The organism is Gardnerella sp. KA01002 (assembly GCF_049244015.1).
GTDB lineage: Bacteria > Actinomycetota > Actinomycetes > Actinomycetales > Bifidobacteriaceae > Bifidobacterium > Bifidobacterium vaginale.
In genome coordinates this window covers 1,013,211-1,026,416 of the sequence record NZ_CP058365.1, presented here as the reverse complement: position 1 = coordinate 1,026,416, position 13,206 = coordinate 1,013,211, and the positions used below count along the sequence as shown (strand labels likewise).

Here is a 13,206-nt window from a genome sequence, read left to right as displayed (position 1 = left end):
CATTGTGGTTATAAAGTAGTGTCGAAAATATATTTTCTATCTTTCTTATTATTTCCCTTTTGGAACTGCGCAAATAGTGTTATTTAAGTATTTATCTGCAATACCCATGTAATGCCCAGTATTTGGATCTCTTATTGTTCCATCATTTGGATCCACTATGCCTCCACTATTTGGGTCTATTAGTCTGCCTAATTCGTCTTTAGCTAATCCAGTTTTTGGATTAATAGCGCTAAGTTTTCCTGCTGGTCCGCTATTTGTAGAATCGTAGGAACCTGTACCGTTCGTATTATCCGAATCGTCATTTGAGACATTGGAATCTTTAGAAGTTGATTTTTTATCTTCTTTAGAATTTTTCTTTGTAGATTTTTCAGACTTACTTTGCTTAGAGGCAAGATGCTTAGTAAGTGGTTTATTTTCTCTCATCAATTCCCAAACGTCTTCTGCACTGTCGTCAAGAATAACACGATTCTCGTCAGCTGGATCAGCTGTAATCGGTATTGTTTGTGCATAAATATTAGAAGTATTTAACTTGTGAAGGCTTGTTGCTAATCCAACCAGTGTCGCAGGATTTGCTAATCCTTCGCTTATATTAAGCGATTTTAGAGCAGATTTTGCAAGCTGATATAGCTGACCAGATTGTGTGAACAAGTTTTTAGACAATGCTTGATGAATAAGCTGTTTTAGTAGATATTGTTGACGCGTAGTTCGCATAATATCTGAGCCGTCGCTTGCAGTATCATGCCTCATTCTTGCATACTGTGTTGCTTGAACACCATCTAAATGCTGTAATCCGTGCTTTAAATTAACTCCAGTGTAGTAATCCTTAGTATCTACTGGAATACACAAATTTACGCCGCCTATTGCGTTAATCATGTCGCTTAGACCACTAAAGTCTGCAACAATGAAATTAGTTATATCTAATCCAGTAATTTCATTTACTGTTGCAAGAGTGCACGATGCTGCCGACGCTAAATCGCCGCCTTTAGCGTACCCAAGAGCAAAAATAGAATTAAACATCACTTTGCGCCTGGAAGGAATTTTTCCATTAGTCGTATTGCATGATGCTGCTTTAACCATTGAGTCTCTTGGAATAGAAACAATATTTATATAAGATCTGTCTGCGCTGATTTGAACAATCATCGCCGTATCTGATTGATGATTTTCATCTTCGCCACCGCCCTGAAAAGCACGGTTTCTGCCTTCTCGAGTATCTTGACCAAGAACAAGAATGTTGATTGTTTTACCAGCGTTAGGGTCTACTGCTTGAACTTTTTTGCCATCTTTTGTAATCATGTTAACAACACGAGATTGTATTGTAGACGAAAAATCAAGCCAAACAGCTGCTATGATTGTAGAAAAGAAGGCTAGAATGGCAACAATAACAATAGAAATTAATTTACGAGAATTATATAAAATATGATTGCTTAAGCTATGATGTGGAGCTGAGGAGTCCCAATAGTTAGTTTGGTACCGGCGGTCTTGTTCATAGCGAGAGGCTGCCATGCTTCCTTCTTTCGTAAACACACATATGAGCCATTATTATAGTGCATTCTATTGAGAATTATCTAAACATGCATAATACATACCCCTTGCGTACACTATTATGTATGGATTCATTAACCGCTGAGACTGATACGTTTGAAAATAATGTTTTACACGTTTTTTCAGCTTTAAATCGCAAGCAACCGCGTGAAGTTGATTCGTCGATTATTTCAATAATGAGTGTTGAGAGAGATACGCGGTTTTATGAAGACACTTTGCAAGCTTTAATCAATCAAACTGTTCTTCCAGGAACTATTGTTGTAGCTGATTGTGCTAATAGAGTAGAAAAAGAATCTGTAACATCTTTTAATGTTCAAATAGAACCAACAACATTATCTGGTCTAATTTCTAGCGCAGATTTTGTTAGTAATTATGGTGGTGATTTTTCTAACAACAATCAGGGTTATATACAGGAATCTTACGCAAAGATAAAGATTATTGTTATACCTATTAAATCTGCAAAATCTTTTGGCGATGCGGTAGAAAAATCTTTGAGAAAACTTTTACCATTGCAAGGCATTAAATCCTTGTGGCTTCTTCACGACGATTCAAAACCTTGCGATAACAAGTGTCTTGAAGCTTTAAGAGAAACATGGAGAAATACACCAACAGCTTGTATTCTAGGTGCAAAACAAGTGGATTGGCAGGGTAAGATTTTGCACAATGTTGGCATGTATGCATGGAAACATAGAGTGCATTCTCTTACTGTAGAAGGTGAACCAGATCAGGAGCAGTATGATTTTCGTGGAGATGTTTATTCTGTTTCTTTGGCTGGTGCTCTTGTTTCTCTTAGCGCATGGCAAACGATGCGAGGGACTCAACCTTGGTTAACAACGTTTGAAGAGTCTAACGATTTTTGTAGGCGAGTTATTTTAAGCGGTGGGCGAGTAGTTGTTGTGCCAAAAGCTCGCATAGCGCATAGAAGAGCGCGTTTTGATGGAATCCGCACTCGAAGTGGAGAAGAAAGACCTGTTGAAAAATCTAGTATTTGCTACGGTTCTGCATATTCGATTATGGCAAAACAAAGATATTTGTACACGGATATTCGTGTGATTATGTGGCCAATTGTTTGGTTGTGTAGCCTGCCTATGTCATTAATTCGCGCCTTGCAGTCTTTGTTTGCTAAGCAACCATATGTGGCATTCATGCACCTTATACTCCCGTGGATAGCATTAGCGCAATTTCCTAGAGCTATTTTTGCTAGAAGAAGAGTATCTAGAGTGGCGAAAGTGTCTTTGAAGAGGCTTTCGTCCCTTATAGCAAGTCGTAGCCAAATTACACGTTGGAAAGACAAGACTGTTGCTTTTAAAACTCAAAAAAAGGGAGTTATTTTAAGTCCGCTTGCAAGACGACATTTGCATAAGCGAATTTTACTTCGTTGGAGTGCTGCTATTTTTGCTTCTTTGCTTGTGTTTGCGGCTGTTATGCTTCTTTATGGTGCTCCTATTAGTAAGATTTTTTCTGGATCCTCGCTTTATTCAAGCCAATTGCTTCCAACTGGCTCTAGTTTTAATCAACTTTTTAATTCTGCAATCGGATCTTATATTCCAGATGATGGTTTTGCCTCTGCAATACCTCCATCTCCTCTTCTTATTATTTGGATGCTCGCCTCTATTGTGTTTGGTGGCAATACAATCGCTGCAGTAAGTGTTATTTTCTTCCTTGCAGCTCCAGCAATGTTGTTAAGTTTTTGGGCGCTTGCAGGAGTATTTACTCGTTCCGATATTGTAAGAGTTTGTTCTGGTATTTGTTGGACAATGATTGCAATGGCATTTGGCATATTCGCTAGAGGCGACTTACCAATGCTTCTAACAATGGTGTTTTTGCCAGCAGCATTTGCGTTTGCTTTCCACGCTGTAGGAATGTATGTTACAGAAGATCCAGTGCTTCCTGTTCCATCTATACAATGTGCTGCATGCGCATCGTTATGCTTTATGATTCCTCTTGCAGCTTGCCCTCAGCTTATCCTACCTATGATTGTTATTTTCGTAGCATCATTGATAATGGTTCGTTCACATCGTTTTATGCTAGCGCTTATGCCTATACCTTCTGTGTTGGTTCTTCTTCCAACTCTAGGTAGTGTAGTTCGCTATTTTGAATCTGGAATGTGGCGTCAGCTTTTTGCGACTATGGCTGTTCCATCGCAAAAAATCAATGGTGCTCCTAGAGTTGTCAACTATTTAGATGTTTTACTTAGAGCTTTCAATATTGATTTGAATCATTTTTCTTCCCAATCTTTGCCTATTATGCAGCTTCGCGGAATCATAATGATTGTGTTTGCTGTTCTCGCTTTGTTAATGGCTTTAGCTTCTCTTGCTCTTCCATTTGCTTTAAGAACTTCTAGAATGATGTGGGTTGTGATAGTAAGTGGTATGGCTCTTTCATTAGTTGCATCTCGAGTCGTTATCGCAGCGGATTTTGATGGTCCTATATCTTCTAGCGTTCTTCCAGGCGTATGTTTAAGCGCGCTTGGTGTGCTTGCTTGCATGTGCATGGTTGCCGGTAAAGCTGTTCATCGTTTTGAGCCTTTGCGAAGATCTAATATAAATATTGATAATAATCCAGACGATTATACGACGCGCGTTTCTAAGCGTGCTGCTATTAGGCGCTCTGCTAAAGCGATGCTCCGTAAGATTATTCATCTTGCTAGAGGAATTTTAGCTTTTGGTATTTTTGCTGTTGCTATTCTGCTCGGATTATTTGCTATAACAAGTGGTCCTTTAACTTCTGTTTATGCAAGTGATAACGGTTTACCAATGGTTGTTTCTGACTATTTAAGGAAGAATGACTCTAATCGAGTCCTTGCTATTAAAGCAATAAATAGTCGTGAGCTAGATATTTCACTTATGCGAACTGTTCGAGGTGATCTTATTGATCTATCTCCAGCATTACAAGTTCGAGATGTACTTTACGGGTATTCTCCTAGCAGAAACACACTATATTATGCAGCTTCTAAGCTTCTTTCTCATGCAGACGATGAGTCTATAGAAACTCTGAAACAGCTTGGAATAGGTGGAATTTATATTGTTAACGATTCCATAACTAAAACTAACTTATCTGCTAACAATTCCATCTTGTCTTCTGATAGTACTTCTAATAAGGAGGCTACAGAAAACCTGATTGCTAACGTTAATGCTTCCGATGGTACTCAACTTGTTGTTTCATCTGATCACGGAACATACTGCCGTTTTGATGTTGATAACAGTAAAAAATCTGTTTCAAAAACATCGATTTATAGCCATTCTCGTCCACTTTCATGGAGAATGCCTTGGTTTATTGTTTTTGCTTTAGTCCTATTATTGTATTGCGTAGTAGCGTTGCCGCGTTTTAATAATAGCAATTTAATAGAGCGTTTAGATGATTAGTTAGATGATTATGATTTATTAAACGAATAATATGTCAGGGAAGATTTAAATGAAGTCGAATAAGAATTCTAAAAATAGTCATCGCCATGCAGAAGAGTATGCTTCTGTTAATCTTTCTACTCGTTTTAGAAGATTCAAATTATTGTTATTGTCGCTTTTAAGCGCTGCAATACTAGTTTCTACTGCTGTTGTAATATCCTACACATCTCCATTTAAACATATTATGGATGATCCTATTTATCCGAATGGAAGTGTGGAAAAACAAGTAAGTTCTACTAATTTTCAAACGGTTTGTCCGACTAGAGTATCTTTGCCAGATTTAGCAAATTATGGCGATAGTGAGTTTCAAGAATCCGAAGGTGATTTAAAGTCGGTTGCGCGATATGCGTCCTTTGGCAATGTTTATAAGTCCTCTGTACATGGTTTAAAAGATTCTGAAAATTCTAAAGATTTAGTCAATAAATCTTTTACTAATGTTTCTAATTCAGATGATGATAGTAAAGCTTATTTTGCTGAAAATAATGTAGACAAAGATGCTCAAATTTTAGAAAGCAATTTTCTTAATGCACAGTCTGGTACTGGATCAGTTGCTTCTAGTGTATCTTGGGCAACAAATGGGGATTTAAAAGGTTTGTCTGCTACTTCTTGCGTATCTCCATCAATGCGACAAAACTTTATTATTCCGCAAATATCGGAAGGTGTGTCAATAAGATTAAATTCTATTAATCTTTCATCAAAACCAACTGTTGTGAGTGTTAAAGCATGGTCAACAAGTAGATCAGGTGCTCAAATGAATCTATCTACTGGAAGTACTTTTACTGTTCCAGCGCATAGTGACTCTTCTTTTAACATTTCTGCCGCAGCCGAGAAAACTAATGGGCTGTATATTCAAGTTTCAAGTGACCAAGCACCAGTTTCATCTTTTGTTAAAGTCGTTCGCTCTCAAGGACTTGTTTCTAAGGGAGTGGATATTATTCAGCCAACAAGCTCAGCGTCTAAGGAACCTGTTTTACCCGGCATTACAGATGGAGATCAGGTCAAAGCTTATATTTGGTCTGATAAAAGTGGGAAACTCGATTTATATTGGCTGGATGATTTAGGAAAGAAAAGCATTAAGGAAGTAGATCTTAATGCAAGGCAAGTTCAGGTTGTTGATTTAGGAAATGCTCCTAAGGGAGTTGGCGCTATTTTTGCTAAAAGCACTGTCCCGACTTTTATTATGGCTTCTGTTGAAAGAAACGGTAAAGATGGTCAGAGCGATATTGCTTTTGTTAATGCTGTTAATCCTATGACTAATAGTGCTTTTGTATCTCCGCTTTCTGCAGATGAAACTTCGTTATATATTGCAAATGGTTTAGTGGATAATTCTCACGTAACCATAAATGCTTATGATTCTTATGGAATAAAGGTATCTTCTAAAGCGGTTGATATTAAACCTTATACTGTTTCAACAATATATGCAAAAGATATTAATCCTAAAGCAATTATGTTTACGCTTAAATCAAAGTCTGGCGTATCTTTTGCTTCTAGGATTCAAAATAATACGGTAAATAGCGCGGGACTTGCAGGAGTTGCTTGGATCCCTTCTAAATCACTTGATCCTAACAGAATAAGTGTTAAGGTTAGAGCAAATCCTGCTATTGTGAAGTAGTTTATTTAGTAAACTATTTTAATTATCTTTACAATCCCCAGTCTGGGTCTATTTCTTCTGGTCTTCTGCCATACAATTCTGCTAGTCGTTGGACCATCTCATCTCGAATGGCGTATTGTAATTCTGCGCGACTAGTAACATGTGTGCATAACGGCAGCCTGTACAATACGATTCTAGGTGGTATTCCTTTGGAAGCTGGAAATACTTGAGACATTATTCTTTTGTTGCTTTCCCAAAGTACTGGTTGAGATGGTGGAACATCTTCTACAGCAAACTGCACGCCTTTTGTAAGATTAGACCATGCTCCATTAAGTCTTCGTATTTGACCAGCTACCATTGAGTCAAACATTCCGCTTGCTGTTCTGTACCGTGGTAGTCTTGTGCCAAACATTGGCATTCTCATTCCTCTACCGTGTCGATTTTTATATCTTCGCTGTTCCCATATTAAAGACGTCATGCTTTAACTTTATTTGTATGCTAGGGCAATTTGACAAACTCATAGTGGAATAGATGGTGGAATAGATGGTGGAATAGATGGTGAAATGAGTGGTCTGCAAAACATGCAAGACACGTTGTAGTAAATATGTTAATAATATGGAATACTTGAATTGCAAGGTTTGTACAGGAGGCAAGTGTTGGAGTCTAATATTCATGAGTGGAATGAGCAAGGACTTTGTGAGTATCTTGTATCGTATTCGCTTATTGGTTTTGATTTAGACAATACTCTTGCTTGTTCAAAAAAGCCTATGACAAGTGGAATGCGTACAGTTTTTGGTGATTTGATAAATAGGTTGCCTATTGCTGTTATTACTGGCGGTGACTTGCGACTAGTTAAAAGTCAGATTTTAAATGTTTTACCTGCATATACAAGACTTGATAATCTACACATTATGCCGACTAATGGAGCAAGCTATTATCGCATTTCGGATGGGCGATTGTACTGCATTTACTCGCATAATATTTCTGACGATGATGCAAATCATGTTATTGAAGTAATTATATCTTGTGCTAAAAAAATGGGTTTGTGGAAGTGTGATTCAGATGAGAAACTTTGGGGGAGTCAGATAGAGAATCGTGGTACGCAAATCACTTTTTCAGCTTTAGGTCAACTCGCTCCTGTTGAATTTAAAAAACAGTGGGATCCTAGTGGAATTTTAAAAACTACTTTAGCTCAAGAAATTTCTAAAAATTTGCCTGATTTTTCTGTGCGTGCTGGTGGTTTTACTAGTGTCGATATTGTCAGCAAAGGCGATAATAAGGCTCAAGCTCTTAAGGCTCTTTCTTCCTATTGCCATATTCCTTTAAATAAGATGGCTTTTGTTGGAGATCGAATGTATGAAGGCGGTAATGATTACCCAACATCTTTAACTAGAGCTTTGGCTATTAGAGTAAAAGATCCTAGTGACACATTTAACTTGTGCACTGGAATGTTAAAACATCTTAATTCCTAGTGCGCTGATGTTTAGACAATTTTCTAATTCCATAAATATTTTCAAATTTTAAAATAGCCTTTAACCACATTGACTTAATTTTATTGCAATTACATTTTGTAATATTTATCGTCGATTTATGCTTTTAAAAAATCTAACTCATAAAATAAATGGGCTTATTTTTAACATTTCTTGGACGAGTGTTTTGAAAACCATGGTTAATCTTATTCTTCCAGTTGGCTGCGCAGGATGTGATCTTCCTGATTGCGTTTTGTGCGATGATTGCACGAGTATGTTTAAAGAATGGCATAAGGATCCTTTGATAAGCGTAATGTGCGGAAATATTTATTCGTGCTCAACTTATGTAGGTTTTGTAAGGAAATCTTTGTTGTGTTGGAAGGATCATAGTAATCAACTTCTCGATAAGCCTTTTTCATATTTGGTTTCTCAATTGATAATCAAAGTTATTAGTGATTATAAAAATAGTTATGAAAGTAATTGCAAAAATACCAATGAAAATATTATTGAAAATCTTATTATCGTACCAATTCCATCGTCTTCTAAATCACAAAGAAAACGCGGAAGAAAACACATGGATCCTATTGCTAAATACGTTTCTAAAAATCTTAAAGAATATGGTATTAATGCGCGGGTTGTAAAAGCAATCAAAATGGGCAAAATAAAAGTAAAATCAGTTCAAGTTAAAGGAAGTAGGGGACGATCTTTGCGAACCACAAAAGGGTTTTTAGTAGACACAAGAATAGTGCCAAAAGGATGCAAGGTAATACTTTTAGACGACATTATCACTACAGGATCTACGATGAAAAATTGTGTTGAAGCATTAAAAGATTGTGGTATAACAGTTTTCGCGTGTTTTGCTATAGCAGGAGTATGGTCAAAGGAAAGTGTTTTATACGGATTATAATAACTCGTTATTTGTTATACGTAAGCGGTAGTGTAATCTCAAAATTAGCTCCACGCTTATCATCAACAACTTTTACAGTACCGTTATGCAATTGTGCAGCCCATCTTGCAATAGACAAACCCAATCCTGTGCCACCAGACTCAGTTCCAATACCTTGGCTTCCCTTAACAAATTTTCGGAAAATATCAGCCCTATCCTCCTTAGGAATCTGGTTTCCAAAATTAATAACGTTACAAACTAGAGTATTCTTCTCATGATTTGATTTTGCTGTTATAAGAATTTTAGTATTGTCTGCAGAATGTTTAATAGAATTAGAAACCACATTAGTAAACAATTGCGATAGGCGATTTTTGTCCCCAACAAGCGTAATATCATTTTCGACATTAAGACTTATATGATGATTATGCCCAGCATCCGCTATTTCTATAGGTTCGACAATACTGTTAAGAAAATCTTTAAAATCGAACTCTGTAATAACAAGACTTTCTGCACCAGCTTCTACTCTAGATAAATCGAGTAGAAAAGTGATTAAATCAGCCAACTTGTGAATCTGATTTAGAATAGCCTCCATATTCGACGGTGTTGGCTCTACAACTCCATCAGCAAGATTTTCTACCATAGCTTGTAATGCACTAACAGGTGTTCTAAGCTCGTGGCTTACATTAGCTATAAGATCACGCCTCATGTTATCAGCATGCTCTAGTTCTTCAGCCATTTCGTTAAAAGCTAGAGTTAATTTTCCAACCTCGTCTTTTCTATTCTCAATCTGAACTCGCACGGAATAATCACCATCTGCCATTGCTTCGGAAGCATCTCGCATTTGTCTAAGCGGAGCAGTTAATCCTCTGGAAAATGCGTAAGTTATGCCTAGCGCTACAGCTAGCGTTATAGGCATTGCAATCCATCCGCTTAACCCAACTTTTAAAAGAAACCAAGCCATTACAAATGCTATAGCTGTTGCAACAACAATAATCGCAGATAATTCACCTTTTAAAGACGCAAAAAACCCTATAAAACGATTAGGATGCAAAGCAGATCGCAAAGTGACCTCAGAAAAAGAATCGACTTTACCTACTTTATCAACAGAATTGTTATTGTTATTTTTATTATTTCTAGTTAAATATTTGGTCATAATCTTCATCAGGTGGCTCAAAAGCATAACCTATTCCATGTATTGTGCGAATCCAAGAAGAACCAATTTTATGTCTTAAAGATTTAACATGTGAATCAACAGTTCTAGTTCCAGAAGCATCTGGCCAATCCCAGACTTCTTCTAAAAGTGTTTCTCGTTTTAAAACATCATGAGGATGCTTTGCAAAAGTAGTCAATAAAGAAAATTCAGTAGGAGTAAAATGAATTTCTTTACCGTTAAGAGTAACAAGCCTCTGTCTAGGGTCAATAATCAAATCTCCAAACTTAAATAGAGCGTTATATTGCGCTCTATTTGCGATTAAAGTAGCTCTTTCAACTCTCCTCAAAATAGCAGCACATCTTGCGATAAGTTCTCTAGGAGAAAACGGTTTAGTAACATAATCGTCTGCTCCAGCGCTTAATCCAGCCAGTTTATCCGACTCAGCATCTCTAGCTGTAAGCATCAGCACAGGAATAGGGTATCTAGATACTATTCTGCGAGTCGCCTCAATGCCGTCCATAACAGGAAGCATGACGTCCATGATTATAAGATCAGGCTTTAAGGTTAAAGCAGCTTTAACAGCAGACACTCCATCAGAAACAACTCTAGCCTTCCAACCTCTAGCAACAATACGTTGCGCAATAGCTGTGGCTAAATCTGGCTCATCCTCTACAACAAGAATTGTTCGAGGAACACCTTTTTCTGATGGAGTGTCCAACATTTTAACCTAATTCAGATTCCTAACTTAAGTTATTAATTATCAACTAACTACTTGCTGACTGGCTTAAGGAATACAGCTCCAAGCGCTGGAACAGTAATCCTTGCAGAATATGGTCTTGAATGATACTCTTCAGCAGCGGCTGTGAATGTGCCATTGTGAATATCAGAACCACAATACTTAGCGTCGTCTGTTGTAAGAACTTCTTCCCATTGACCACCCTTAGGCAATGCCACTTGGTAATCTTGCCAAGCCTGACCAGAGAAGTTAACAACCACAACAATTTCTTCACCGTTATCACCAATACGAATGTAGCTTAAAGTATTGTGATCAGAATCGTCGCTAGTAAGCCACTGGAATCCGTCTGGCGTAAAGTCTTGGCTCCAAAATGCTCTAGAACTCTTATACAAAGCGTTAAGATCTGCTACCAACTTTTGTACACCTTGATGGAACGGCCATTGAAGCTCATACCAATTAAGCGAATTGTTGAAGTTCCATTCGCAAGACTGGCCGATTTCTCCACCCATAAACAGGAGGTTCTTTCCTGGGTGAGACCACTGATATGCCAAAAGCGCACGAAGACCAGCAAATTGCTGCCACTCGTCTCCAGGCATCTTTCCAAGAAGAGATCCCTTGCCATAGACAACTTCATCGTGGCTCAAAGGCAACACATAATGTTCGGAATATGCGTAAACCATAGAGAATGTGATTTCGTTGTGATGCCAACGGCGATTAATCGGCTCTTCCTTAAGGTATTGCAAAGTGTCGTGCATCCAGCCCATGTTCCACTTTAAGCCAAAGCCTAAGCCGCCCATGTCTGTAGGAGCAGTAACGCCTTGATATGCAGTGGACTCTTCTGCAATCATCATAATTCCAGGATTATTCTTGTATGCAGTAGCGTTTGCTTCCTTAATAAAGTCAATAGCCTCAAGGTTTTCGCGTCCGCCATACATGTTTGGACGCCATTGGCCAGCTTCACGGCTGTAATCCAAGTAGAGCATAGAAGACACAGCGTCTACACGCAAAGCATCAACGTGATACTCGCTAAGCCAGAAGCAGGCGTTAGCAACCAAGAAGTTACGAACCTCGTGTCTGCCAAAGTTAAATATGTACGTTCCCCAATCTGGGTGCTCGCCGCGAAGAGGATCAGGGTCTTCATAAAGCGCGGTGCCGTCGAATCTACCCAAAGCAAAGTCATCCTTAGGGAAGTGTGCTGGAACCCAATCCATAATCACACCAATGCCAGCCTTGTGGAGCTTGTTTACTAAGTACTTAAAGTCGTCTGGGCTTCCAAGCCTAGAGTCAACAGCGTAATAACCAGTCACCTGATAACCCCAAGAACCTGAGAACGGGTATTGGGTAAGAGGCATAAACTCAACGTGAGTAAAGCCTTCTTGCTGAACGTAATCAACCAGGTGATCTGCAAGTTCGCGATAATTATCGTAATCGCGATTCCAGCTATTTGCCTGAACTTCGTAGATGCTTACAGGACCATCGTGAGCATTAGTCTTTGCGCGATGTTCAAGCCATTCGCTATCGTGCCATTTAAATTCGGAATCAACAACAACAGATCCAGTATTAGGTGGAAGCTCGTGAGAGCGCTCCATAGGATCTGCCTTCATAATCCAGTTTCCAGCTTGAGTCATAATCTCAAACTTATAAACTTCGCCTGCACCTACTCCTGGAATGAAAAGCTCCCAAATACCGCTAGATCCAAGAGAACGCATTGCGTGGCGTCGACCATTCCAATAGTTAAAGTTGCCAACAACTCTTACAGCGCGTGCGTTTGGCGCCCACACCGTAAAAGCAGTTCCAGTAACTTTTTTAACCATCTTTCCTGTTTCTGGGCTAACAAGACCCCAAGAATCGGTAATGCTTTTAACATGAGCACCCAGTGCTTCCCAAAGTCTTTCGTGTCTGCCTTCGCCAAACAGATACATGTCCATATCGCCAATCTGAGGCAAGTAACGGTACGGATCATCATCTACAGACTCAGTTCCATCCACTTCCACAGTGCGGATACGATAGCTAGGAACAGACCACTCTTTGCTCTTAGAATGCTTTGTGGCAGGAACAACAGCAGTAAAAATACCGTTGTATTCGTGTTTGGCTTCGTATTCTCCGCCCTTAGTAAGAATTGTTACCTTCTTGGCCATTGGTCGCAATACGCGAACCGTGGCAGTACCAGCGCCTTTGCCAGTTCCGAGATGTCCACCAAGGACCTCGTGTGGATTGTAGTATTCTGCGTTGCTGACCGCAGCAAGCACGTCCTGACGGACAGCCATTGCGATTGCATCTTCATTGATGTTAGATACTGTACTCATGTTGTCTATCATACAACATTATTTGCGTATGTCTTGTGTGTTTTGAGCAAAGTTTGACTAATCAGTCAAAAAAATATCTTTTCGAGCCTCAAGTCTTTGCCTTATGGAAAACTGAAATG

Annotated in this window: 9 protein-coding genes; 4 read left to right on the top strand and 5 right to left on the bottom strand. The window is 38.7% G+C overall.

The features are described from left to right. Window positions 1–48: 48 nt before the first annotated feature. Entirely contained in the window at window positions 49–1,503 is a 1,455-nt protein-coding gene (locus HXT60_RS04005) for an LCP family protein (RefSeq protein ID WP_004113175.1), read from the bottom strand. A gap of 104 nt (window positions 1,504–1,607) precedes the next feature. Here HXT60_RS04005 and HXT60_RS04000 point away from each other — a divergent pair, with 104 nt between their 5' ends. Continuing rightward, complete coding sequence (locus HXT60_RS04000) at window positions 1,608–4,907, top strand: glycosyltransferase family 2 protein (protein ID WP_064623239.1); 3,300 nt, start codon at window positions 1,608–1,610, stop codon at window positions 4,905–4,907. Window positions 4,908–4,956: 49 nt separating this feature from the next. Beyond that, complete coding sequence (locus HXT60_RS03995) at window positions 4,957–6,558, top strand: DUF5719 family protein (protein WP_421790805.1); 1,602 nt, start codon at window positions 4,957–4,959, stop codon at window positions 6,556–6,558. A 28-nt stretch (window positions 6,559–6,586) separates the two neighbouring features. Here HXT60_RS03995 and HXT60_RS03990 read toward each other — a convergent pair whose 3' ends face one another. Beyond that, a complete protein-coding gene (locus HXT60_RS03990) occupies window positions 6,587–7,015 on the bottom strand; it encodes a metallopeptidase family protein (RefSeq protein ID WP_004138024.1) in 429 nt (142 codons plus the stop codon). Between the two features lie 175 nt (window positions 7,016–7,190). Between HXT60_RS03990 and HXT60_RS03985 the strand changes: the two genes are divergently transcribed. Both HXT60_RS03985 and HXT60_RS03980 read left to right on the top strand, forming a co-directional pair. Further along, on the top strand, window positions 7,191–8,009 hold the full coding sequence (locus tag HXT60_RS03985) for an HAD-IIB family hydrolase (RefSeq protein ID WP_004113169.1): 819 nt from the start codon (window positions 7,191–7,193) through the stop codon (window positions 8,007–8,009). 118 nt (window positions 8,010–8,127) lie between these two features. After that, a complete protein-coding gene (locus HXT60_RS03980; RefSeq protein ID WP_421790803.1) occupies window positions 8,128–8,913 on the top strand; it encodes a ComF family protein in 786 nt (261 codons plus the stop codon). 7 nt (window positions 8,914–8,920) lie between these two features. Here the strand turns inward: HXT60_RS03980 and HXT60_RS03975 are convergent, their stop codons facing one another. From HXT60_RS03975 to glgB, 3 genes are read right to left on the bottom strand one after another with little or no spacing between them, the layout of a single operon-like run. Then, on the bottom strand, window positions 8,921–10,054 hold the full coding sequence (locus HXT60_RS03975) for a sensor histidine kinase (protein ID WP_004114833.1): 1,134 nt from the start codon (window positions 10,052–10,054) through the stop codon (window positions 8,921–8,923). Then, window positions 10,026–10,766, bottom strand: coding sequence for a response regulator transcription factor (locus tag HXT60_RS03970; RefSeq protein ID WP_004113162.1), 741 nt, complete (start codon window positions 10,764–10,766; stop codon window positions 10,026–10,028). The genes HXT60_RS03975 and HXT60_RS03970 overlap by 29 nt, the downstream gene beginning before the upstream one ends. Before the next feature lie 47 nt (window positions 10,767–10,813). Beyond that, window positions 10,814–13,087 (bottom strand): 1,4-alpha-glucan branching protein GlgB, encoded by a 2,274-nt coding sequence (glgB, locus tag HXT60_RS03965; RefSeq protein ID WP_415706931.1) that lies wholly within the window; start codon window positions 13,085–13,087, stop codon window positions 10,814–10,816. Window positions 13,088–13,206: the final 119 nt, after the last annotated feature.

Excerpts from the sequence above, each read along its gene's own strand:
- HXT60_RS03990 (WP_004138024.1), bottom strand. The coding sequence starts at position 7,015 with ATGACGTCTTTAATATGGGAACAGCGAAGATATAAAAATCGACACGGT.
- HXT60_RS04000 (WP_064623239.1), top strand. The coding sequence starts at position 1,608 with ATGGATTCATTAACCGCTGAGACTGATACGTTTGAAAATAATGTTTTA.
- HXT60_RS03980 (WP_421790803.1), top strand. The coding sequence starts at position 8,128 with ATGCTTTTAAAAAATCTAACTCATAAAATAAATGGGCTTATTTTTAAC.
- glgB (WP_415706931.1), bottom strand. The coding sequence starts at position 13,087 with ATGAGTACAGTATCTAACATCAATGAAGATGCAATCGCAATGGCTGTC.
- HXT60_RS03975 (WP_004114833.1), bottom strand. The coding sequence starts at position 10,054 with ATGAAGATTATGACCAAATATTTAACTAGAAATAATAAAAATAACAAT.
- HXT60_RS03995 (WP_421790805.1), top strand. The coding sequence starts at position 4,957 with ATGAAGTCGAATAAGAATTCTAAAAATAGTCATCGCCATGCAGAAGAG.
- HXT60_RS03970 (WP_004113162.1), bottom strand. The coding sequence starts at position 10,766 with ATGTTGGACACTCCATCAGAAAAAGGTGTTCCTCGAACAATTCTTGTT.
- HXT60_RS04005 (WP_004113175.1), bottom strand. The coding sequence starts at position 1,503 with ATGGCAGCCTCTCGCTATGAACAAGACCGCCGGTACCAAACTAACTAT.